This is a genomic window from Virgibacillus sp. NKC19-16, assembly GCF_021560035.1.
GTDB lineage: Bacteria > Bacillota > Bacilli > Bacillales > Amphibacillaceae > Virgibacillus_L > Virgibacillus_L salidurans.
In genome coordinates, this window is sequence record NZ_CP074373.1 from 2,344,473 (window position 1) to 2,367,186 (window position 22,714).

Sequence of the window (22,714 nt, forward strand, 5' to 3'; positions counted from 1 at the left end):
TTTGCGTCAGCCTTTTTGTATAGTCTGCTAAACCCTTTGTCCATACTAATGAGACATGAGGGGGTGAGCAGGATGAGTATAAAACTATTTAAAAATGTCTATTACCGGCTTCCTATTACCATCAGGCTATTAATAACGATTCTCCTATTGATGATTATCTTTGGTTTTATCATCTACCTTGTAGAGCCAGAACAGTTCCCTACTATCTTTGATGGAATATGGTGGGCCTTTGTTACAGCAGCTACAGTAGGTTACGGGGATTTTGTTCCCCTCACGATTCCCGGTAAAATTGTCGCTATCCTATTAATCCTCACAGGCGGCGGATTAATCGCCTTCTACATTACTTCTTTTGCTTCCGTTTCGATTAAACATGAACAGGATTTGGAAAGCGGTAAAGTTATTTTTAAAAGTAGCGGCCACCTTATTTTTATCGGATGGAATGAACGAACGAGACAATTGCTTGATATCACGATAGATAATGATCCAGATGTTCGTATCGTTCTCATTGACCGTTCATTGAACCATCTGGCATTCCAACATTATCCCGTCCATTTCATTCATGGGGACCCGACAGAGGACCAGACGTTAAAGCAAGCGAACATTGAACAAGCAAAACGCGTGGTAATAACAGCTGATATCAATCAAAACGAACGCCAATCAGATAACAATACAATATTAACCACTGTAGCCGTTCGGGGGAATAACAAAGAAATTCCGATCATTGCCGAAATATTATCAAAAATACAGATTGAAAATGCTCTGCGTGCGGGGGCATCGACAATTATTAAATCAAATGACTTTATGAGTGCATTACTTTATCATGAGCTTTCAAGTGCAGAAGATGCGATGCCGTTTGATACTGTTCTACAGGTATTAAAAAACCAGCAATTCAGTCATATAAAACTTCCTGAATCGCTCATGGACAAATCATTCCTGCAATCTTCAACCTTTTTATTGCAAGAAAATCAACTCTTGCTTGGACTGATACGAGATGAAGAATGGCATATAAATCCAAAAGCAGATTTCATTCTTGAGGAGGGTGATATTCTAATAACTATTACTGCCTGGTAACAACTAATAATTTTTGCTTCAACAAAAGGTTTGTGATAAAATATTTTATTGTGTAAAAAGAAATGAATATAGATATAGGAGTTGTTCCGCATGACGAACAAATTTGAGACAGGCCAAATCGTTGAAGGAAAAGTTACAGGCATACAACCATATGGTGCGTTTGTTGCTTTAGATGAGGAAGTTCAAGGTTTAGTTCATATTTCCGAGGTAACACATGGATTTGTTAAAGATATTAATGATTATCTAACAGTTGGAGATGAAGTGAAAGTTAAGGTCTTAAACGTAGATGAAGAAAATAATAAATTTTCATTATCTATTCGGGCTACAGAAGAAGCACCAGCAAAACCGGCAAAACCCCCAAAAAGCAGCACCGATAAACAACAAGATAGTGAAGAAGCTGGCTTCAACACATTAAAAGATAAACTCGAGGAATGGATTAAACAGTCCAAGAAATAATACATGAGGTATATGCAGGGTGCTACTTGCGTGTACCTCTTTTTCTTGATTTTAAGTAGTCACTTGGGTAAAGTTAAATTGTAAAAAACTTCAAGGAGGTAACTAAGGTGACACATGTTTCATTTAACTATGACAAAGCATTAGGTTTTTTTAATAAGGAAGAATTAAATAGCTTGGATAGTTTTGTACAAACTGCCCATAATGCGTTACATAATCAAACAGGAGCAGGTAATGACTTTTTAGGATGGATGGATTTACCTGAGAACTATGATAAAGAAGAATACGCTCGGATTAAAGCAAGCGCTGAGAAAATCAGACAAGATTCGGATGTTCTGCTCGTTATCGGTATTGGCGGATCCTATTTAGGTGCCCGAGCTGCACTTGATATGCTAAGCCATTCGTTTCAAGATCTATTAGCCAAAGAAGAACGAAAAGCGCCACAAATTATTTTTGTTGGCCATCATTTAAGTTCCACCTACATGTATGACTTATTTGATGTATTAAAAGATAAAGATGTTTCGATCAACGTTATTTCAAAAAGCGGGACAACCACAGAGCCCGCAGTAGCTTTTCGTATTTTCAAAAAGTACCTGGAAGAAAAATACGGAACCGAAGAAGCAAAAAATCGTATTTACGCAACAACAGATAAGGAAAAAGGTGCGCTAAAAACAAGTGCAGATCAAGCAGGCTATGAAACGTTTGTCATCCCTGATGATGTCGGTGGACGTTATTCTGTATTAACAGCAGTAGGTCTATTACCTATAGCAGTAAATGGTATTTCCATTGATGATATGATGCAAGGAGCAAAGGCAGCCATGAATGACTTCGCTGAACCGGAACTTGCAAAAAATCCTGCTTACCAATACGCAGCCGTAAGAAATATTTTATACAATAAAGGGAAAGTAACAGAAATGCTCATTAATTACGAGCCTAGCTTGAGTTATTTTGCTGAGTGGTGGAAACAATTATTTGGTGAAAGTGAAGGTAAAGATCAAAAAGGAATTTATCCGTCTTCTGCCAATTTCACAACCGATCTCCATTCACTGGGTCAATATGTACAAGAAGGCCGTCGAAATATTTTTGAGACCGTTCTTCATGTTGGAAAAGCCAACAAAGAAATGACACTCAAGGCAGAAGAAAATAATTCGGACGGGCTTAATTATTTAGCAGGAAAAACGATACATGAAATTAATGATAAAGCATTCCAGGGTACGCTACTCGCACATACGGACGGCGATGTTCCTAACTTAGTTGTTGAAGTACCAGAAATTGATGCTTATACATTCGGCTATATGGTTTATTTCTTTGAAAAAGCCTGTGCGATCAGTGGTTATCTGCTTGGTGTAAATCCATTTGATCAACCTGGTGTCGAAGCATATAAGAAGAATATGTTTGCATTACTTGGCAAACCTGGATTTGAGGAAGAGAAAGAGACACTCGAGAAACGACTGTAAAAGTTTGAAAAAAAATTTCCAAAATGTGTTTATAAATTTATCTGTGGGGTATAATAATGAATGTAAGACTTTCTCGTATTCCCCCTGTAGGCAAGGCGTTTTTACGCTTTGCTTTTTTTTTGTCCAAAACGCTTCCTATATATCTTTTTCGTTTGTTTGTTATAATAGGGGTTATGAAATCGTAGGAGGTTTTTTTATGAGTATATTTGATGAATTACATGATCGAAAAAATACACGTTCCGTTAAATGGGATATGTTAAAGCCCGTTTTTCAAACAGATGATGTTTTACCAATGTGGGTAGCCGATATGGACTTCAGGGCACCTGAAGCAGTAAATGATGCATTAGTGAAACGCGCTAAGCACGGGATTTATGGCTATACCGTTATTGATGATGATGTAACAGATTCTATTATTAACTGGGTTAAAAAACGTCATAACTGGACAATTGATAAAGAATGGCTATCCTTTAGTCCAGGTGTCGTCACAAGCCTCCATTTGGCTATTCAAGCTTTTACAGAGCCAAATGATAAAATAATCATTCAAACACCTGTATATACGCCGTTTTACAGTGTGATTGAGCAACATAATAGAGAAGTTGTTAAAAATCCACTTGTACTGGAAAATGACTATTATACCATTGACTTTACTGATTTTGAGGAGAAATTAAAACAAGGTGTAAAAGCATTTATTTTATGTTCACCACATAATCCGATTGGACGTGTATGGAAGCGGGAAGAGCTGAAAGAAATGGCTAGGTTATGCCTCAAATATGACGTACTGATTTTATCTGATGAAATCCACGCAGATCTCATTTACCCAGGTGAGCGTCATATTCCAATAGCTTCCCTTTCTGAGGAAATCGCGGATCAAACAATTACCTGCATGGCACCATCCAAGACATTTAATTTAGCCGGCTTACAGGCTTCATACGTTATTACTACGAGTAAAGATAAAAGAGTTACCTTTAATGAACTTCTAAGTAAGCAGGGTCACGGTATGTTAAATACAATGGGGAATACAGCCCTTGAAGCAGCATATGTACATGGAGAAGCATGGCTTGAGGAATTAATGACCGTTATAAAAGCCAACCAGGAATATGTTACAGAAATGCTGGAGGAATATACAGACCTGAAAGTTATCCGGTCTGAGGGCACTTATCTATTATGGATTGATTGCAGTACATTGAATTTGGACAAAAACGACCTTAATAAATTTATGATCGAAAAAGCCAAAGTGGGTCTTAACACAGGGGCCTCTTATGGCGAAGATGGCGGAAACTTTATGCGAATGAATATTGCCTGTCCGAAAGCTACTGTGGAAGAAGGCGTGAAGCGAATCATAGATGCGGTGAATAACAAATAGAGATTCTTATGTTGATAATAATAGCCATACGTTTTTTAAGCGCATGGCTTTTATCAATTTATTACCCCTCTTGGTCTTCATTAAATTGGGTAGGGTCTGTCGGTTGTTCTCCTGAATCTGCTTCCTCTTCTGTTTTTATTTCACCACAAGCAATCCGGGCCCCTGCATTCCCTCCCGGTTGACTCACGCCGTCATCTTGCCCTTGATGAATAACCAATGAGGTCCCTTCTCCTCTTAATATGGACATCTGTCCATCTACAAGCGTTGCACTGGCCAGCATTAATTCTACTTCGACAAGACCGCCTCCATCTGCTTCAATATTGGGTAAATCCCCTAAGTGGGAGCCTTCCGGATGCATAAGTCCATGCTCGTTGCCCTCTGGATTAAAATGATTTCCAGCACTTTCGAAATCGGGAGCTTCACAGGTTGGATTTTCATGGACATGGATCCCGTGAAATCCTGGTTCCAGTCCTTCTAAACTCAATTCCACCTGTACACCATCCGACTGTTCGGATAATGTAGCAGTACCAATCATATCACCCGAAGCATTGTGCATTTCCACCGTTCTTGACGATCGATCATCACTTTGACATGAAGCCAGGAAAAGAATCATGATAATTAGAAGACTTGGCAATCGCAAGGACTTTAAGCAATTTCCAAAGCCCGTACCTTTGCAGAAAGAAAATATGTTTTTACTGCGAAAAAATAAATGCATGTACTTTCTCCTTTTGAATGCTTTTCTAATAAGTATCCACAAATATGCTGCTGGATAAACATTAGAAAAACTAGCACTTCTCATCCTATATAAAATCATGAAAGGACCCACTCATCAACGAGGGGCCCTCCTGCATTTTTTAGATAATTTAATCGTTCGAGGCGTTATCATCATTTTTATCAGACTTATTTTGCCCATATTTCTCATTAAATAATCGTTCTTCTTTTTTGGATTTTTTATATATTAGATACATTGTTCCTAAAGCTAATAACATAAAAATAACCAGCACTATAATCGCTGGAATGTATTCCGTTTTGTCTTCTGGGAAATACAAGAATTCCATCATAAGCGCTCACTTCCTTCTACCATCAATTATAGCAAAGTTTCTATTTTTACAAAACCAGTAATGTAAAATGTTCGCTAATTCGTTACACTTTTGGGACAATGAAAAGAAGGAGGAGGATGAAATTATGGCAGATGTAGCTATTGGTACCACTGTACGCGCACATTACAATTCAGGCACTTACATAGGGGAAGTGAAAGAAGATCGCGGGGAGCGCTATTTAATCGAAGTACTTGCAGTTGATAAACACCCTATACAAGGAGATCTGCATAACCCCGGCGAGGTGGAAGGCGTATTTTTCCATGAACGAAAAGCATTAGCACACCATGAAAAAATGAACGTAAAGAAACCAGCAGTACGTCCATTTGATGAAACAATTCCCCCGTACAATGAATCTCTTAAGCAAGCTGTAGATAACTATAAAGAAAAGCTTAAAGCAGAAGATACAGCATTCAATGAAAAAGCATTGCGTACATTAGAAGGACTGGAAGAGAAATATTATGAGAAAAGTTATTACTAGCGAATTGACGTCAACAACCCACCACTTATCAACCTTTCGATCTGATTGAAGTGGGGGCTTAAAAGAGCCCTTGTTGTCTAGCCTAAGTATTTACTGACTACGTTGGTTTGGTTATCACACCCTTGGATGATACCCTAGTCCGTTGCCCTGTGCAGGCACTGTAATAGTTCTGATGGGTAGGAACGGTCAACCTGAATTTGGCTAACTTTAGCAAAGCCTTACCAACATTGGCGAAGGGTAACCACTCTGAGAGGAGGAACACGTTGTGCTCGTGTTCGTAATCAATAAGCATGGACAACCATTGATGCCATGTAAACCCAGAAAAGCAAGAATACTGCTGAAAGAAAAGAAAGCTCTTATCAAATCTTACAATCCATTTACGATTCAATTATTGTATGGAAGTAGTGGATACAAACAAGATGTAAATATCGGGGTAGACCTGGGCGCAAAACATGCCGGCATTGCCATTACTAGTGAAGATAAGGTACTTGCCAAAGGGGAAGTAGAACTTCGACAGGATGTCAAGACCAATCTTGACACCAGGAGAACCTACAGGCGTTCCAGAAGAAACCGAAAAACACGTTACCGCAAGCCCAAATTTCAAAATCGCAGACGACCAGAAGGATGGTTGCCGCCTAGCATTCAGAGCCGTATAGAAAATACCTTCTTTTGGATTGAGAAATATTGCGCACTTGTACCAGACTCTAAGTTAACGATAGAAGTTGGTAAATTTGACGTGCAAAAAATGATCGATCCGGAAATACAAGGTGTTGCTTACCAGCAAGGTCAACTATATGGCTATCACGATGTTCGCTACTTTGTATTCGCAAGAGATCAGTATACATGCCAGGTATGCAAAAAGAAATACAAGATTTTGAACACGCATCACATGATATACCGTTCTCATGGCGGTTCCAACCGAGCGGATAATTTAATTTCCGTTTGCACAGACTGCCATACCCATGAAAATCATCAAAAGGGTAATATTTTTTGGAAATGGATGGTAGAAGGAAAGAAACTGCCCCAGTACAAAGAAGGCCCGTTTATGAATACATTCCGCAGGCGAGTGAATGCTCGATACACTGATGCAAAAATAACGTATGGGTCTATAACCACACCGAAACGAAAAGTTTTGGGTTTAGAAAAGACACATGCCAATGATGCGGTAGCTATCAGTGGAATTTCCGCCATCAAAAATGACACGCAAATTGTTTTCCAAATCAAGCAGTTCCGAAAAAAGAAACGATCGTTACAAGAGGCAACCGCAAGAAAAGGGCGGAAAACGAAAAATGTCACCAGCAAAAGAAATGAGAAGAATAAGAAGTCCTCGGGTGGATTTTATCTGAATGATAGAGTGATATTATATGGGAAAACAGGCTACATAACGGGGTTTACAGGAGCAAGTGGTGCTTATGTCAAAACAATTGACGGCGATTATATTACCATACCAAACAAATCCTATAAACAGGTAAGTCTCAAAAAGCTAACACGAATCGGTCATCGCAACAATTGGCAATTGGAGTACAAAGCATTTGGCTAACGCCAACCGAAATTCATCTCCCACCTACTCACTAGGCTATCGCCCTTCACGTTCCTGGAGGTGGGAGACTTCTTTCGGAGAGCTGTTAAAAACGCTCAGATTTTTTCTGAGCGTTTTTTTAATTCGTTTATTCACCTAAATGTTCTTTTAAAACTTCTTCTACACCTTGGATAGCTTCTTCTTCGTCACTGCCGTTTGTCGTAATTGTGATTTCTGCCCCTTTAGGGATTCCCAGTGACATAACACCCATGATTGATTTAAGGTTGACCTTTTTATCATTATAGGAAACCTCAACATCTGACTGAAATTGTCCTGCTTTATTTACCAGCAAAGTAGCTGGGCGTGCATGTACCCCAGTTTCAGCTGTAATTGTAAATGTTTTTTCCTGCATGTTCTTACATCCTTTCAAATCAATTTTCTTATTATAAGTACTATCCACTATATAAGTGAAATATTGAACCTTCTTCATTATATACAAAAATACACGGTTTTGAAACAAAAACCTATTAAAAACATATAATTTGTTAAAAGGATTCCTGTGAAATCGCTTTTGTATAGAGGTTCTTATACTTATGGAAGTTAATTACCCTTCTACTTGTCTTCTATCATCTTTTTTTAGTTCTTTTGTTCTTTTCGCATTGACTCAATTTCTCGCAACGTAGTGATTTTTCAATTCCTTCCCCTTCCATAAACCTGGTTCATCCTTTATTATTGTTTTTAATTCTAGCTTATTCAATCGTGCTAATGGGGCTAAAACGTTCAAAATACCGACGATCTTCTGTTTTCAACCAATGTATTGATCATGCTCATTAACGGAGTAATACCAATTCCTCCTACTTATCAGAACGATTGGTCGTTTTTAGTAGCAAACGTGAATTCACCCGCAGGAATAGCAATAAGCAGTGAATCCCCTTCTGACATTTCAATATGGAGATAATTTGATACATCCCAGCAGGTGTACCTTTATTTGGGGAGACTTCACCTTTCTAATCATTTCTTGGTAGATCTATGTATAGAGGTGAGGGTATTATAGCCGTTCATACGTGATAAAACAGACAATGTGTGTTTAGTATGTAACTTTTTACCTCTAGTATACACAAGATAGCAATATAAACTGATAAGGGCTACATGCCTTTGATTTGCTACGCTCTTTGTTATAGCAGTAGGGTCGTTTACAGACAGAGAACCAGCATTATTTGCTACATTTAATTGCAGAAATACGTGATAAAATGAATAATTTGGATGATGAATTAGTTTACACGATGGTAAGTATGAATGTGAGCCCAAACATTTATAGCATCATGCCCAATAAAGTTGTGTTTAGTTTCGAAGCAAGGTACAAGGATGCCAAAACGATTAGCCAAGTGGAGAAAATTACTCAGGGACCTTCGAAATCCTCTGGTAAAGAACAATGTGAAGTAAAAATAACCAAACAATGGGATCACAAGACAGTATGGTTTAATGAAAAACTCGTCAATTCTGATTCTATTAGAAAGGTTGATAGGGCAAATTGCTCCGCTCCATCCGTATAATGCTTCTATTTTTCTGAGACGATGATACACCGTCTCAGAAAAGTAGATAATTTAATTTTATTCCTTTCTCCGCTCAACCATGTTAACCCCTACTCCCATACATACAACAGCAATTAAAAGCATTAAGGCGATTGGTAAAGCAATGTCATTCCAGTTTGCATCATAAAGAGCAACATCTATCATTGCTTCCACACCATGCGCCAGCGGGAACAAATCTGCAATAAATAATAGAATGGAATTACTTATGGTTCCTGGTGGCATGTATACCCCGCTAATGATTGGAATCATTGGAATAATGGAAGAGAAAACCGCATTAAATTGTTCTGGTGTCCGAAGTATTCCGGTAAGTAACATAGCCAGACTAACCATGCTTAGCGTGTAAACTGCTGCAATGGCAAGTATCATACCAAAATCCCCTAAATCATATCCGATTATATATTGAAATACGAGTAAAACAATGAACATTTGAAAAAAACCAATACAAAAACTATAAATAAGATGTCCCGAGTACAGACTTGTTTTACTGACAGTGGATAGAATCATGCGATCCCATACCCCACTTACCTTATCTGCCGTAATCCCATTTACTTTAAATCCGATGGTGAACATGGCGGCAAAAAGGGTAAATCCAAACAATAACTGAAGACTCATATGAAGGCCCATATCATGAAGATTCTCATTCTGAAGGGACAGTGTTTGAACTTGTAATGGCGGATCTTTCATATAACTCTCCACTTCATCTCGAAATTTCTCCGTACTTCGGTCACCTGCAGCCGCTGTAAGCTGTGCCTCTCTTGTGAACACCTCATGCACCTGTGATTCGATCATTTCTACCTGTGGCATATAGGATGAGGTAACCAGACGATAATCATTTTCCATCACGTGAATGGCGACATCACGTCTTCCTTCAATCACATCTTCACGTGCCTTTTCTTCATCTGTTATAACAAAGGTTACAGATTCATTACCATTCAGTAAACCTTCCCATTTCTCTTCTACTTCCTGAGCGTTAGGTCCACTGCTAAAAATGGCTACGGTCGTTTCACTTTGCTGCGTGCTCCCTCCAAATATAAGCGATGCAGCGATGCTGGCAGCAATAAATAAAATAATAATTAATGGTTTACGTTTATCTTTTTTCAATTGCGCCTTAAATACTGGGAACATTATATTCCCTCCCTTCTAGGAAATAGGAACATACCAACCAGGAGACATACGATAAAAAAGCCCAGCATTAAAATGATCGGTGTTATTAAATCCGTAAAAGAGCCATATTGTATCCACTCCAATAGTGTCCCTTGCATTAATCCATTAGGTGTCCATTCCCCAATTCGCTGAATCCATTCTGGTAGAAAGTCAATTGGAAAAAAGCTCCCACCGAGCATTGCAAATCCCAAAATAATCATTGTAAAAATACCATTCGCTGCATTCGGATCTTCCACCCTTAATGTAATCGGTATAAACAAGGCATTTAATCCACTAACAGCGATTGAAAAGGCCGTTATTACGATAATGGTCCCAACCCAAAATTCGAATGACATCCCTGAAAAAACATCCAATAGTAATGTGGTAACCGTAAATGTGATCAACAGTTGTATCCATGCCATTAAGAAAGTAGATAATATCTTCCCCATTAAATAATGAATTGGCTTACTATTAGTGAGCATAATTCGGTTAAATACACGTTCTCTTTTTTCCGTGATCGTTTTCGTCGCAACAGTAGAGGCAACAAACAAGGAAAACAGGGCACCCATCGCCACCGTAAAATACTGGGTCATGGTGTAGGGTTCCATCCCTTCCACCACTTCTCTGCCTCCTTCCGGCAATTCCGGTTCAGCCATTCCAGCTTCACTAGAACTGCCGAGTGCGAACTGGAAATTAAATGTATTAACGTAATTTGTAACCATTTCTTGAAGTGCATTAACTTCACTTGATTCTCCTTCAACATTTATTGTTAGTGCTTTTTCTGTATCCTCTCCAAGCATCATCGAGGATAGCACACTGTATGTGAAGCCTTCTGGAATAGTAATTAACGCATCTAACTCCCCTTCTTCCACTAATCCCGTTGCTTCCTCTCTACTTAATTCCTGTGTACTGACCCATTCCTGCAATTCCGGGTCGTTAAAGTATTCATTTATAAGATCAACTGGGGATATTTGTGCTGCTTGTGCAAGCAGGGTCTCTTTTTCAGCAAAAGGAAAATCCATTTCATTTACCTTCTCTTCAAACTGATCCAAACCAACCGATTCATTATCTTCTTGTACAATTGCCACATCTATATCCATTGATTCTCCACCTTCATCAAATAAACCAGACATCGCAAAGTTTAATACGAGAATAATCACAATAGGAAGCAACAAGGTCATAAGAATCTCTTTACGATCCCTCCAAAATACCAATAGATCCTTTTTTAAAAATGAGCCCATCTTTTTACCTCCTTTAGTCTCTCAATGTTTTCCCTGTCAAATGCAGGAAAACATCTTCAAGACTAGGTGTTTCCATTTCATAGTGTGTTACTTGAATACCTTCTTTTTCTGCAGCAAACACTATTGCACTCAGAATATTACTGCCCTTTTTTGATATGATGCGAATGCCCTTCTGTGTTTCATCCACTTGACGTACCGTTTCAAATGATTTAATCTTCTCTATTAATTTGTCACTTGTTTCACTAAGTTGTACCTGTATCGTATCCTCGCTTGATAAAATACTTAATAATTCCGATTTACTTCCTGAAGCGATCACTTTTCCATGATCCATAATATAGACGCGGTTACATAATTCCTCAACTTCTTCCATATAATGGCTCGTATAAAGGATGGTTGTTTCCTGTTCTTCATTTAATTTACGAACTGTCTCCAAAATATGGTTTCTCGATTGTGGGTCAATGCCGACAGTTGGTTCATCAAGAATGAGGATTTTCGGTTGATGCAATAATGCTACTGCAATGTTAACTCTTCTTTTCATGCCACCTGAGAATGTTTTAACAAGATCTTTTTGCCGCTCTTTCAATCCCACCATGTCAAGCACATTCTGGATGCGTCCCTCCAAAATGTCCTTTTTAACTTTGTAGATTTCTCCGAAGAACTTTAGATTTTCATAGGCAGAAAGTTCTTCATATAATGCGATTTCCTGTGGTACAACACCAAGTATTTTTCTGATTTTAGCTGGATTCTTTATAATACTCTTTCCATTTAACTTCACATCACCAGATGTAGGTTTTAACAAAGAAGATATGATGGAAATCGCTGTTGACTTGCCAGCTCCATTTGGACCTAGCAGACCGACGGATTCGCCTTCATCTAAATAAATATCAACTTTATCAACAGCTTTCTTTTCTTTGAAATTTTTACTAAGATTTATCGTTTCAAGCATTATATCGGCACTCCTTATAAATGAGGTTACATTTAGAATACACAAAAAGAAACAGTGTCACCACTGTCTCCAGTCACGAAGTTTTATTATAACCATTACTTTAATCATTTTTCTTCCTTTTATACAAGATTGTGGCGAATCGCATAGATCGCGAGCTGCGTACGATCCCTTAAAGCCAATTTATTCAGAATCTGACTCGTATTATTTTTAACCGTACCTACGGATAAAGCAAGTCTTTCTGCAATTTCGTCATTGCTGAGTCCTTCTCCAATGCACTTTAAAATAGCCCTTTCCCGTGGGGTTAAAGATGGATCAGGTTCTTTATTTTCCCCGCGCTTTAATAATACTGGCATAACTTTAGCAGCCACTTGTTCTTCAATGGCCAACCCTCCAGTCAAAGCACTTCGAATGGAGCGAAGTAATGAATCGGTGTCGCCATTTTTCAGGATATATCCGCTGACTCCAACTTTTAACGTCTCCAGCACATATTGATTATCATCAAACGTAGTTAACATCAATATTTTCGTTTTTGACCAGCGGGATTGAATGATTTTGGCTGCTTCTATTCCATCCATTACAGGCATACGAATGTCTAGGATAACAATATCAAACGCCTGTTTTTCACAAAGAATAATGGCTTCCCTGCCATTATTCGCCTCACCTGTCACCTTCAATTCTTCATCTGTCTCGATCATCAATTTTAGCCCTTGTCTAACCATTACCTGATCTTCAGCCAGTAGTATCCGATTCATCTTCATCCCCCGTATCCGCAATTTTTAAGAAACCTCTTACAATAAATTCTTCTTCTGTTTTAAAGACTTCAAGATTACCTCCAAATTTCTCTAATCTCTCCTTCATGGAAGAGATTCCAAACCCTTCATGATACCTTCTATTATCTGCTATTGGATTACTGATTTCAAAACGAAAAATAGTACCTCCAGGCGCTTCAAATGTAATCTCAGCTTCCCTGGCATTGCTGTGCTTCATAATATTTGTTAATGCCTCTTGTACAGAACGGTAAATCACGAACGACTGCTCACCAGTAAGTGCTACTGTAGTCGCTCCATGTTTCACAGTAAAATGAACTCGAATAAAGCTTTCCATTTCCAGTTTACGAATTAAACGCAACACCCCTGGAAGTCCACCAGTTTCAGTTGTCTTCAGCGATTTTACAGCATTTCTAGTTTCTTCTAAACTTGAATTCGCGAGCTCTTTCAAGGATTGCACCGTTTCCTTGTCTTTTTCGGAAACTTTTAGACGATATGCCTCCAGTTGCATGAGAAGTGCGGTGAGCTTATGTCCCACAGAATCATGGATTTCATGGCCAATTAGTATACGTTCTTCCTGTCTCGCTATTTCTTCCTCAGAAACAAGTTGTCTTTTTATTGCCCGATATTCACCGATAAGTGCATCATACCTGGCATCAAGATCTTCCGTACGATTCTTCATTTTTCTGTAAAGCACCAGTCCAGCAAAAAGGAAGCATATGTAAATGGCAATAAAAATTTGTAATAGAGGAGAGAGGTTTGAATTCAATACAGCTGCAATTAAACCTGCAGTACTGATTAATCCAGTAATCGTGCCGAGCTTTAATGATAAATGATAAAACGCTGACCCCATCAGCAATGATATAACAAGAATAAGGTATGGATTAAACATCCCATCTTTCTCGGGAAATAAAGAAAAGCTTGCGATAACAGCATTAACACTCAGTAGTAGCACTAAAGCTTTGGGCTTTCTTTCAACAAGTGGCATGATAAAGAAAATCACAAAATAAAATGCAACTCCAAACAATCGTACTGTCAGATCTTCTATACTCTGATTGAAATAAACCATTGCCAATAACCAGGAAGTAACGTTAAATAAGAGCCATATCCAAAATGTCTTCATGCTGCTCCTCCTATTCTCAGATACTTTTTATTATCTATCTGTATTTATTAATAAAATTGATATATGAGTTTCTCCCCCATTGTACCTTATTCTACAAAACCCTGCAGATGAAGGGGGGAGTCAAGTTTGCGGTCCAATAACACATCATTGTAAACAGTGCTGAGCATTGTTCAAAGATAGATAAATAAAAGGACAATACATATTAGTCATATAAAATATGTATTGTCCTTTTTATGCAATTATCGTCCCGGTTTGCTGCATAGGCACCGTGTTAAACGAACCAACTAATTTTACATATTTCTTCTTAATAACCAGATTCTTCTGACGTCAAATTCTCAATCATGTGGTAATCATATTTCTTTAATGGTTTTTCCGCTGGTCCTTCAATCACTTCCCCAGTGTATGAAAATCTAGAACCATGACACGGGCAATCCCAAGTACGTTCTCCGTTGTTCCATCCAACTTCACAGCCAACGTGTGTACATGTCGTATCTACAATGTGCATAGTCCCTTCTTGATCCTTATACGCACCCTTCCTATGTCCTTTAATACTAACAACAGCAGCCTCGTCATTCGATAAATCTTCAACTGTTTTACTAGGCACTTCAAGTTTTCCTTTAATTAAATGGCTAACAACGTCCGCGTTATCCACGAAAAAGTTTTTCAGACTTGGATTCACATAAAATCGTGATGGTGCAAATAACTTATCGTAATCATTTGATCTGCCTAAAATTCTTGATCGAAACAGCAAAGCAGCAACTGTTCCATTTGTCATCCCCCATTTACGGAATCCTGTCGCAACCATGATATTCGGCTGATTAGAGGTTATTGCTCCAATAAAAGGAACCTTATCTTGTGTAACAAGATCTTGTGCAGACCAGCGATATAGTATCTTGTCCACTTCAAAAACATTTTGGCTAAAACTTTCCAAAGCCTTGTAGTGTTCCATTGTGTCCATGCCCTGACCCGTTTGGTGGCTTTCCCCAACAACTAGGACCATTTCCTCCCCATTTATAGTTACGGAACGAAGGGAACGAACAGGGTCATCTGCACTAACATACATACCGCCTGGGTAATCTTCTTTTGTCTTAACCGCGAGAATATAGGAACGATCTGCGTGCATTCTTGCTGAGTATAATCCCATTCCTTCATAAAAAGGGAAATGTGAGCAAGCTATGACATAATTTCCCGTTACACTTTTTTTATTGTGGGTAAGGACTTTTGGGTGTTTTCCGGTTTCTACATTTACACATGTCGTGTTCTCAAAGATTTGCCCACCTTTATCCACAATCCCTTGAACCAGATTAGCTAAATACTTAAGGGGATTAAATTGTGCTTGTTTTTTCATAACCAAGCCTTTTTTTATATCGATATTGAAAGGAATACTGTCCACCATTTCGCCGTCAATACCGAGTTTTTCATAAGCTCTAGCTTCATTTTCAAGTTTACGAGCGTATTTTTCAGTAGTAGCATATAGATATGCGTCTTGTTCGATAAAATCGCAGTCGATATTCTGTTCATTCACTGTTTCTTTAATAAAATTCAACGCCTTGGTGCTTGCTTCGTAGTATAATCTAGCTTTGCTTTCACCAATATTTTGAATGAACTCATCATAAATTAAACCATGCTGGGCCGTAATCTTGGCGGTCGTATGCCCTGTGGTACCGTTTAACAATTTATTTGCCTCTAGTAATGCAACTTTAAAACCCTCATTTGCTAAAAGATAAGCTGTAGTGATACCAGTAAGACCACCACCTACAATGACAACGTCTACTTCTAAATCCTCCTTCAGTTGAGGAAAATCTGGTAAATCAACAGAATCCTTCCAGTAAGATTTCGGTGATTCCGGTAATTGTCCACCTTCATGGCCTTTGTCAGGCATAATAATACCTCCGTATTTAGTCTTATTCAATATTAGAATATCCATGTATTGAGATATTATGCTATTACCCTTGGTCTTCAAGTATCTGCCTGAGACTGGTGTATGTTATTTATCTGAGACCATATTTGGGAACGAAAAGCGTTATGAATGCTACATCAATAACCTTTGATTTAGCTGATGAAATTTATTGTTAAGTCAGCTGTCAAACTCAATTATTCGGGGGTAGAATATGTTTTTTGAGAAAAATCGTCAACAGTATGACCTTTAGTGTAATTGGCGTAGATCCTTACTGAACTATAATATTCAACATGGAACTGGGTAGATGATAGATGCACAGCCAATGTTAATCACATAAACAATAGCAAGGGGTTATTATTTAGTCAACAAAGTGGAGATCCCCCTCTCCACTTTGATTTAAATTTGAACAATATTTTACTTCATGGAACAAGTACAAGCTTTTAAGCGGAATACCATCATTCTTCCCACAGTTCTTTCATACGGGGGGCGACGGTTGAAAGAAACTATGAATAGCTTGTCCACCAAGATATTTGTCTTCACGCAACCGTTATGATACCGTTATTTTGAAAGATTACCTTTTAACTGGGAGGAATAAGTATGAGTGTACATATTGGAGCGAAACAAGGAGATATTGCTGATAAAATTTTATTACCTGGAGATCCACTAAGAGCAAAATTTATTGCGGAAACATTTTTGGAAGATGTAACACAGTATAATCAGGTTCGTGGCATGTATGGTTTTACCGGAACATATAAGGGTGAGCGTGTTTCCGTACAAGGAACCGGGATGGGTGTTCCATCAATTTCCATCTATGTAAATGAATTGATTCAAAGCTATGATGTTAAAAAGTTAATCCGTGTCGGAACATGTGGAGCTATTCAAAAAGACGTTAACGTTCGTGATGTTATCCTGGCACAAGGATCTACTACGGATTCACAGCTTAACCGCATGGTGTTTGGCGGTATCGACTTCGCCCCGATCGCTGACTTTGATCTACTGAAAAACGCGTATGATGTCGGTGTCGAAAAAGGATTGAATCTGCAAGTAGGCAATGTATTTACAAGTGATACGTTTTATCGCGACAATGCTAAGGAGCTCAATGAATTACTGGCAAAATACAAAGTGCTTGCCATTGAAATGGAAACCTCTGCACTTTACACGTTAGCAGCTAAATTTGATCGTCAGGCATTATCCGTCTTAACCGTTTCCGATCATATTTTAACCGGAGAAGAAACATCATCTGAGGAGCGTCAAACAACCTTTAATGAGATGATGGAAGTTGCATTGGACGCAGCATTGCGATAAGCGAACGAATTCTAATCGTCACCCTTTTAAAAAACAGGTTGACAATACTCTCCTTCTACCTTACTATCAACGTAGAGGGGGTTATTTTTATGAAGGATTTACGTCCAATTGATTTAACATTTGGTGCCGTATTTGTCTGTTTAATGGCAATTGGTGCTAATATTACGGTTTGGTTTCCATTCCTGGCTGTTCCAATAGGCGGAGCTTCTGTACCTTTATCTTTACAGACATTCTTTGCTGTTTTGGCAGGATTGATGCTTGGGAAAAAGCTTGGAGCCATTACGATGATCACCTATATACTTGTTGGCGTAGCTGGGGTTCCCATTTTTGCAGGACTTCAAGCGGGACCTATGGCATTAATCAGCCCCACAGGCGGATTTATTATTTCTTTTATTTTTGTTGCATTCTTTGTTGGAGGGGTCGCAGAACTTAGTAAAAATCGATCTGTACCTGTTTACATTATTGCTGCTCTGATCGGTTTGATCTTTAATTACGGAATTGGGGTTTCTTATATGTATATAGCGATGAATACATGGCTGGAACTCAACATCTCCTATGGGCTTGCTTGGGCCGGGATGTTACCTTTTCTACTAAAAGACACCGCAATGGCCTGTTTAGCAGCTACTTTTATGGTCAATTTGGCCAAGCGTATTCCTGCACGCTGGTTAGGCGCGAAAATATAGACCATTATATGCGCATATCTATTTTGTGTGGTAAAATAGCTGTTAAAAGAAATGCGCCCCCATTCGGGATACATAGCAGGAAGGATGTTTTTACACTATATGGATCTGTTTTTAAACTTTCCATTAATGGCCGCGGTAACCGCAATTATTTTTGCACAGGCTGTGAAAGTCCCTATTAGACTCCTCTTGTCAAGAGAGTTTAAACCAAGCGTAGCATTTAGCAGTGGTGGTATGCCGAGCAGTCACTCTGCAGCAGTAACAGCATTAACTACCGGTATAGGAATCGTTGAAGGTGTAACATCCATTATGTTCGCCGTTGCCTTTGTTTTCAGTATTATTACCATGTACGACGCAACAGGAGTACGCAGACATGCAGGTGAACAAGCGGTTGCTTTGAACAAATTAATCAACGACTTTCAAAACTTCATTGATGAAGCAAAGGATTGGAATAAAAAAGCGGAATATGAGAAAAGACGAGAGTTAAAAGAAATACTGGGACATCAACCAATTGAAGTATTCTTTGGCGGACTGTCCGGTGTTGGCATTGCCTTTCTGCTATTTCCTCTATATTAGAAAAAACGCGTCCGCATTTATTAGAGGTCAGAAGTCGGATTGGTAGAAATCAAGGATATAGCCGATTTCATGATAAAAAGACAGACTTCCTCACTAGAAGTCTGTCTTTTTTTAGCTTTCTGGCATTTGCTCTCTAAATACTTGTAAAGCTTCATTTTCATTCAATTCAATGAGGGCCTCTTCGGTTAAATTCCCGTCACCCATCTCAACAATATAAACCTCTACTTCTTTTTTACCCCACTGGGCATAAACATCTTCTACTGTAGGGTAGTATAGATCAATATCATTTCCATTGATGGCACTACCCTTATCAGCTACAACGCCATAACCATAATCCGGAATATACATGATAGTTCCGATCGGGTAGACATTTAAATCAGCTGCAATAGTAGAATACAAGTCTCGTTTTACCTGTACACCAGAAAAAGTCGTGCCATATTGGGGATGATCCGGAGTCTTCCCTGTCGACTCTACTCCAGCTGTATACCCTGTTGCTAATACGGTAGCGGTTGGGTACTGTTCAAAATCAACTGCTTCTTCCAGTGTTTTCGGTCCTTCTATTTCATCACTACTTGAAATGTACCTTTTCTTCTCGTTTACTTTGTTTAATCCTTTTTCCTGTAGTGCTGTGTTTCTATACTCCGATACACTGGCTGAACTATCTGATATCTTAGCTTCTCCACCTACCTGAATATCTGCCAAAGTTACATTCGAAATGGTAGTTACAGTTACATAAAAGGCACCTGCAAACAATAGAATCATACCGGTTCTTCGAATAAAATTTTTGATTTTCATAATAACACCTCTCTGCATGTCATCATTACCAATCTTTAAAAATTTTATTCAAAAAACTTTAAAACATTTGATATCCACTCTTACGTAAGATTTTAATAACGATTCCGGAAACAATCGTACCAATAAACCCGGACAACAAGATCGTTACATCAACTGGCGTAATTTCCGTAAATCTTGTGAGTGCTGTTGAAAAGGCATCTCCTGGATTTGTGAAATATTCCCATGTGGATATGTTGTCCACAATCATAACCACGATAATTGGATACAAAAAAGACATCAGCCACGTACGTCGAAGTAGCATATTTAAAATAAAGGCTATACCGAAAAATATAACAAAATACAATAACACGGAAACGACTAATTGAATCAATGCTGCAGCTCCTTTACTGACTAATCATACCTACAACCCTCATTTTATTATAAATCAAAGAAAAAGCAAAGACAGCTGTCTGTCTTTGCTAATTTCAACTTTAATTAAAAACGTTAAATTTACCTTTTTTCAATAACAAACCGATCCCGCCTAATTTAAACAAGTAACGGTTATCAATTATTTTTTTCAACATCGTTGCTTTCCAGCCAAATAGTTTCCGATCATTCATCACAACACCGATTGCATCATTATTCCCTAAAGAGGCAACAGACCCTAAAATATTTGGTTTAAAAACTTCCATTTCTCGACCACTAGCAAGCGACTTTACGTTATGCGCAACTACAGCGGATTGTTGTATAGCAATTTGTGCAGTTGGTGGATAAGGTAGACCACTCTCAGGATCTAAAATCTGTGCACAATCTCCGATGACAAATACATCATCATAATGAGGTGCACGCATGTCCTGCCGTACTTCTACCTTCCCGCGGTTTGTTTCTAAGTTGGATTTTTCCACAATGCAGTTAGCACGGACTCCAGCTGCCCATACGAAAGTCATGGTCGGGATTTCTACTTGTTTCCCGTCTTTTTCATACACGATGCTTTCCGGCTTGCATTCCTTTATCATCGCACCGGTTATAAATTCAACGCCTCTGGATTCCAGTGAGGTCATCGCATATTCAACGAGATGCGGGTCAAAACCTGGCAATACCGTTTCCGAACCTTCTATATTGATAATACGAACCTGGGCTTTTTCGATATCATACTCCTCACATAACGCTGGAATACGATTCGCCAACTCCCCTGCAAATTCAATACCTGTGAATCCGCCACCACCTACAACGATGTTCAGACGGGCGCTTTTTTTATCTTTTTCATTATGATATAAAGCAAAATTGTATTCCAAATGCTCCCTTAGCAGACGAGCACTATTAATATTACCAATTGTAAATGCATGTTCTTCCAGGCCAGGAATTCCAAACGTAGCTGCTTCAAATCCAAGACCAACAACAAGTATGTCATAGGTTAACTCCCTATTTTCAAGCTTGACCTTTTTTTCATCAGGTTTAATAGATATTACTTTATCCTGAATAAAATTAACTTTCTCCCTGTTTATAACTTCTTTAATTGGAATTCGAGTACGATCATGGTGCAATGTACCTGCAGCATTTTCATGTAGCCAAGTTGCTTGATAATGATAATCATTTATATTAACAAGTGTCAGATTTGCTTCGTTTATATTCATAGATTTCTGTAGTTTAATGGTAGTCATTATGCCACCATAACCCGCACCCAGAATAACTATATTTGGATTGTTCATAATGCATCACTTCCATTTGTGTATTTCTTTATGTACTTATTTCTATGTGACGTTTTTCACTTAAATGACATTCATATATCAAACAATCATACGTGAAATAATAGAATTATAATCTTTTTGTAACATAAATGTAATATGTCCATTGATAATGGTAGCCTTTTTAACATTATTTTTCAACCCTTGATTTGATCCTCCGAGAATGTTGTATTATTCATAACCTTTTAGACTGATTAGCCCTGGTGCTACACAATGCATATTTATTTATGATAATATGGGAATGCTGTACAATTTAATATAGAATTGGGGGGATCTTCCTTGTCAGACAAAGTTTATGACGTCACAATAATTGGCGCAGGCCCTGCTGGTTTATTTACTGCTTTTTATGGGGGCATGCGACAAGCCAGTGTAAAAATAATTGAAAGTTTACCACATACTGGAGGGCAATTGACAGCCCTTTATCCAGAGAAAGATATATATGATATAGCAGGATTTCCAAAAGTTGGCGCACAGGAGTTAGTCGATAACCTAGAGGAACAGGCAAATCTGTTTGACCCCACAATTGTTTTAGAGCAGGCAATTGATAAGGTAGAACGCCTAGAGGATGATACATTCAAACTCACTTCCAATACAGAAGAAATTCACTATACAAAAACAATTATTATCACGGCAGGTAATGGTGCATTTCAGCCACGCCGCCTGAATGTAGGGGACTGTGATCAATTTGAAGGTGTGAACCTGCATTATCATGTGAAGGACATGAATCAATACCGAGGAAAAAATGTCGCATTATTAGGCGGCGGTGACTCTGCAGTTGACTGGGCATTGATGCTCGAGCCAATCGCAGAAAAAGTCACACTTATTCATCGACGGGACAAGTTCAGGGCACATGAACACAGTGTCGAGAAGCTCATGTCCTCGAATGTAGATATTTTAACACCCTTCACTCCAAAGGATATCGTTACAAGTGATAAGATCGATCAATTAATTTTAGAAGAGGTTAAAGGGGATAGAGAGATAGAACTCGAAGTCGACTCCGTTCTATGTAATTATGGATTTATTTCGACCCTTGGCCCAATCAAAGACTGGGGACTGGAAATCGAGAAAAACAGTATTGTGGTTAATACAAAAATGGAAACAAACATACCCGGCATTTACGCAGCTGGTGATATTTGCACCTATGATGGAAAAGTTAAACTGATCGCAACCGGTTTTGGCGAAGGACCAACAGCCATTAACAATGCCAAACAATACATTGATCCAAAAGCACGTATTCAGCCAAAACACTCAACGGCGATGTTTTAAAGGAAAAGCGCAGGCGACTGGTCAGAGACAGACGCATAAGCAAGGACTTGTAGAGCGCTCGGGGTTAGCGCTCGAAGTGTTCATTGCTTATGACGGCAGTCTCTAGGACCGGAGCTAGATATTAAACGAAAAGCTAGAGATTGGAACACCCTCCATCTCTAGCTTTTTACATTTCAGCAACAATATCTGCTAATGCATTTTTATCAAGAATTTTT

The 22,714-nt window shown here is 38.6% G+C and carries 23 protein-coding genes; 11 read left to right on the top strand and 12 right to left on the bottom strand.

Annotation, left to right across the window (positions count from 1 at the left end; genetic code table 11):
• Positions 1 to 15: 15 nt before the first annotated feature.
• The 4 genes from KFZ58_RS12060 (at position 16) to KFZ58_RS12075 (ending at position 4,344) form a co-directional block, all read left to right on the top strand.
• On the top strand, positions 16 to 1,071 hold the full coding sequence (locus tag KFZ58_RS12060) for a potassium channel family protein (RefSeq protein ID WP_370642271.1): 1,056 nt from the start codon (positions 16 to 18) through the stop codon (positions 1,069 to 1,071).
• 90 nt (positions 1,072 to 1,161) lie between these two features.
• Positions 1,162 to 1,527, top strand: a complete 366-nt coding sequence (yugI, locus tag KFZ58_RS12065) for a S1 domain-containing post-transcriptional regulator GSP13 (RefSeq protein WP_235791551.1) — start codon at positions 1,162 to 1,164, stop codon at positions 1,525 to 1,527.
• 107 nt (positions 1,528 to 1,634) lie between these two features.
• Positions 1,635 to 2,981: a glucose-6-phosphate isomerase gene (locus tag KFZ58_RS12070; RefSeq protein WP_235791552.1), complete on the top strand. Its 1,347-nt coding sequence runs from the start codon at positions 1,635 to 1,637 to the stop codon at positions 2,979 to 2,981.
• Positions 2,982 to 3,177: 196 nt separating this feature from the next.
• Complete coding sequence (locus KFZ58_RS12075; RefSeq protein WP_235791553.1) at positions 3,178 to 4,344, top strand: MalY/PatB family protein; 1,167 nt, start codon at positions 3,178 to 3,180, stop codon at positions 4,342 to 4,344.
• Between the two features lie 61 nt (positions 4,345 to 4,405).
• Here KFZ58_RS12075 and KFZ58_RS12080 read toward each other — a convergent pair whose 3' ends face one another.
• A complete protein-coding gene (locus KFZ58_RS12080) occupies positions 4,406 to 4,957 on the bottom strand; it encodes a superoxide dismutase family protein (protein WP_370642504.1) in 552 nt (183 codons plus the stop codon).
• 250 nt (positions 4,958 to 5,207) lie between these two features.
• On the bottom strand, positions 5,208 to 5,405 hold the full coding sequence (locus KFZ58_RS12085) for a hypothetical protein (protein ID WP_235791554.1): 198 nt from the start codon (positions 5,403 to 5,405) through the stop codon (positions 5,208 to 5,210).
• Positions 5,406 to 5,529: 124 nt separating this feature from the next.
• Here KFZ58_RS12085 and kapB point away from each other — a divergent pair, with 124 nt between their 5' ends.
• Positions 5,530 to 5,922, top strand: a complete 393-nt coding sequence (gene kapB, locus KFZ58_RS12090) for a kinase-associated lipoprotein KapB (protein WP_235791555.1) — start codon at positions 5,530 to 5,532, stop codon at positions 5,920 to 5,922.
• A 265-nt stretch (positions 5,923 to 6,187) separates the two neighbouring features.
• Positions 6,188 to 7,462, top strand: coding sequence for an RNA-guided endonuclease IscB (gene iscB, locus KFZ58_RS12095; protein ID WP_235791556.1), 1,275 nt, complete (start codon positions 6,188 to 6,190; stop codon positions 7,460 to 7,462).
• 127 nt (positions 7,463 to 7,589) lie between these two features.
• Here the strand turns inward: iscB and KFZ58_RS12100 are convergent, their stop codons facing one another.
• Positions 7,590 to 7,853, bottom strand: a complete 264-nt coding sequence (locus KFZ58_RS12100) for a phosphocarrier protein HPr (protein WP_235791557.1) — start codon at positions 7,851 to 7,853, stop codon at positions 7,590 to 7,592.
• Between the two features lie 805 nt (positions 7,854 to 8,658).
• On the opposite strand from KFZ58_RS12100, the gene KFZ58_RS12105 reads away from it, so the two are divergent.
• On the top strand, positions 8,659 to 8,994 hold the full coding sequence (locus KFZ58_RS12105; protein WP_235791558.1) for a hypothetical protein: 336 nt from the start codon (positions 8,659 to 8,661) through the stop codon (positions 8,992 to 8,994).
• Between the two features lie 57 nt (positions 8,995 to 9,051).
• On the opposite strand, the gene KFZ58_RS12110 is transcribed toward KFZ58_RS12105, so the two are convergent.
• From KFZ58_RS12110 to KFZ58_RS12135, 6 genes are all read right to left on the bottom strand, one after another.
• Entirely contained in the window at positions 9,052 to 10,158 is a 1,107-nt protein-coding gene (locus tag KFZ58_RS12110; protein WP_235791559.1) for an ABC transporter permease, read from the bottom strand.
• Complete coding sequence (locus KFZ58_RS12115) at positions 10,158 to 11,417, bottom strand: ABC transporter permease (protein WP_235791560.1); 1,260 nt, start codon at positions 11,415 to 11,417, stop codon at positions 10,158 to 10,160. The genes KFZ58_RS12110 and KFZ58_RS12115 overlap by 1 nt, the downstream gene beginning before the upstream one ends.
• A 13-nt stretch (positions 11,418 to 11,430) precedes the next feature.
• On the bottom strand, positions 11,431 to 12,363 hold the full coding sequence (locus KFZ58_RS12120; RefSeq protein WP_235791561.1) for an ABC transporter ATP-binding protein: 933 nt from the start codon (positions 12,361 to 12,363) through the stop codon (positions 11,431 to 11,433).
• Positions 12,364 to 12,482: 119 nt separating this feature from the next.
• On the bottom strand, positions 12,483 to 13,115 hold the full coding sequence (locus KFZ58_RS12125) for a response regulator (RefSeq protein WP_235791562.1): 633 nt from the start codon (positions 13,113 to 13,115) through the stop codon (positions 12,483 to 12,485).
• Positions 13,093 to 14,253 carry a sensor histidine kinase gene (locus tag KFZ58_RS12130; protein ID WP_235791563.1) on the bottom strand — a complete coding sequence of 387 codons (1,161 nt, stop codon included), beginning with the start codon at positions 14,251 to 14,253 and terminating at the stop codon, positions 13,093 to 13,095. The genes KFZ58_RS12125 and KFZ58_RS12130 overlap by 23 nt, the downstream gene beginning before the upstream one ends.
• Before the next feature lie 304 nt (positions 14,254 to 14,557).
• A complete protein-coding gene (locus KFZ58_RS12135) occupies positions 14,558 to 16,135 on the bottom strand; it encodes an FAD-dependent oxidoreductase (RefSeq protein ID WP_235794739.1) in 1,578 nt (525 codons plus the stop codon).
• A 615-nt stretch (positions 16,136 to 16,750) separates the two neighbouring features.
• Here KFZ58_RS12135 and deoD point away from each other — a divergent pair.
• From deoD to KFZ58_RS12150, 3 genes are all read left to right on the top strand, one after another.
• On the top strand, positions 16,751 to 17,458 hold the full coding sequence (deoD, locus tag KFZ58_RS12140) for a purine-nucleoside phosphorylase (protein ID WP_235791564.1): 708 nt from the start codon (positions 16,751 to 16,753) through the stop codon (positions 17,456 to 17,458).
• Positions 17,459 to 17,547: 89 nt separating this feature from the next.
• Positions 17,548 to 18,141 carry a biotin transporter BioY gene (locus KFZ58_RS12145; RefSeq protein WP_235791565.1) on the top strand — a complete coding sequence of 198 codons (594 nt, stop codon included), beginning with the start codon at positions 17,548 to 17,550 and terminating at the stop codon, positions 18,139 to 18,141.
• 99 nt (positions 18,142 to 18,240) lie between these two features.
• Positions 18,241 to 18,714, top strand: a complete 474-nt coding sequence (locus KFZ58_RS12150) for a divergent PAP2 family protein (RefSeq protein WP_235791566.1) — start codon at positions 18,241 to 18,243, stop codon at positions 18,712 to 18,714.
• A 111-nt stretch (positions 18,715 to 18,825) separates the two neighbouring features.
• Here the strand turns inward: KFZ58_RS12150 and spsC are convergent, their stop codons facing one another.
• From spsC to KFZ58_RS12165, 3 genes are all read right to left on the bottom strand, one after another.
• Positions 18,826 to 19,509 (bottom strand): stationary phase survival protein SpsC, encoded by a 684-nt coding sequence (gene spsC / locus KFZ58_RS12155; RefSeq protein ID WP_235791567.1) that lies wholly within the window; start codon positions 19,507 to 19,509, stop codon positions 18,826 to 18,828.
• 58 nt (positions 19,510 to 19,567) lie between these two features.
• On the bottom strand, positions 19,568 to 19,879 hold the full coding sequence (locus KFZ58_RS12160) for a YuiB family protein (RefSeq protein WP_235791568.1): 312 nt from the start codon (positions 19,877 to 19,879) through the stop codon (positions 19,568 to 19,570).
• Between the two features lie 100 nt (positions 19,880 to 19,979).
• Positions 19,980 to 21,197, bottom strand: coding sequence for an NAD(P)/FAD-dependent oxidoreductase (locus KFZ58_RS12165; protein WP_235791569.1), 1,218 nt, complete (start codon positions 21,195 to 21,197; stop codon positions 19,980 to 19,982).
• Between the two features lie 315 nt (positions 21,198 to 21,512).
• On the opposite strand from KFZ58_RS12165, the gene KFZ58_RS12170 reads away from it, so the two are divergent.
• Positions 21,513 to 22,499, top strand: a complete 987-nt coding sequence (locus tag KFZ58_RS12170; protein ID WP_235791570.1) for an NAD(P)/FAD-dependent oxidoreductase — start codon at positions 21,513 to 21,515, stop codon at positions 22,497 to 22,499.
• The last annotated feature ends 215 nt before the right edge of the window (positions 22,500 to 22,714 follow it).

Excerpts from the sequence above, each read along its gene's own strand:
- KFZ58_RS12100 (WP_235791557.1), bottom strand. The coding sequence starts at position 7,853 with ATGCAGGAAAAAACATTTACAATTACAGCTGAAACTGGGGTACATGCA.
- KFZ58_RS12115 (WP_235791560.1), bottom strand. The coding sequence starts at position 11,417 with ATGGGCTCATTTTTAAAAAAGGATCTATTGGTATTTTGGAGGGATCGT.
- KFZ58_RS12085 (WP_235791554.1), bottom strand. The coding sequence starts at position 5,405 with ATGATGGAATTCTTGTATTTCCCAGAAGACAAAACGGAATACATTCCA.
- kapB (WP_235791555.1), top strand. The coding sequence starts at position 5,530 with ATGGCAGATGTAGCTATTGGTACCACTGTACGCGCACATTACAATTCA.
- deoD (WP_235791564.1), top strand. The coding sequence starts at position 16,751 with ATGAGTGTACATATTGGAGCGAAACAAGGAGATATTGCTGATAAAATT.
- KFZ58_RS12120 (WP_235791561.1), bottom strand. The coding sequence starts at position 12,363 with ATGCTTGAAACGATAAATCTTAGTAAAAATTTCAAAGAAAAGAAAGCT.
- KFZ58_RS12110 (WP_235791559.1), bottom strand. The coding sequence starts at position 10,158 with ATGTTCCCAGTATTTAAGGCGCAATTGAAAAAAGATAAACGTAAACCA.
- KFZ58_RS12125 (WP_235791562.1), bottom strand. The coding sequence starts at position 13,115 with ATGAATCGGATACTACTGGCTGAAGATCAGGTAATGGTTAGACAAGGG.
- KFZ58_RS12150 (WP_235791566.1), top strand. The coding sequence starts at position 18,241 with ATGGATCTGTTTTTAAACTTTCCATTAATGGCCGCGGTAACCGCAATT.
- KFZ58_RS12130 (WP_235791563.1), bottom strand. The coding sequence starts at position 14,253 with ATGAAGACATTTTGGATATGGCTCTTATTTAACGTTACTTCCTGGTTA.
- KFZ58_RS12145 (WP_235791565.1), top strand. The coding sequence starts at position 17,548 with ATGAAGGATTTACGTCCAATTGATTTAACATTTGGTGCCGTATTTGTC.
- KFZ58_RS12135 (WP_235794739.1), bottom strand. The coding sequence starts at position 16,135 with ATGCCTGACAAAGGCCATGAAGGTGGACAATTACCGGAATCACCGAAA.
- yugI (WP_235791551.1), top strand. The coding sequence starts at position 1,162 with ATGACGAACAAATTTGAGACAGGCCAAATCGTTGAAGGAAAAGTTACA.
- KFZ58_RS12080 (WP_370642504.1), bottom strand. The coding sequence starts at position 4,957 with ATGATTCTTTTCCTGGCTTCATGTCAAAGTGATGATCGATCGTCAAGA.
- KFZ58_RS12165 (WP_235791569.1), bottom strand. The coding sequence starts at position 21,197 with ATGAACAATCCAAATATAGTTATTCTGGGTGCGGGTTATGGTGGCATA.
- spsC (WP_235791567.1), bottom strand. The coding sequence starts at position 19,509 with ATGAAAATCAAAAATTTTATTCGAAGAACCGGTATGATTCTATTGTTT.
- KFZ58_RS12075 (WP_235791553.1), top strand. The coding sequence starts at position 3,178 with ATGAGTATATTTGATGAATTACATGATCGAAAAAATACACGTTCCGTT.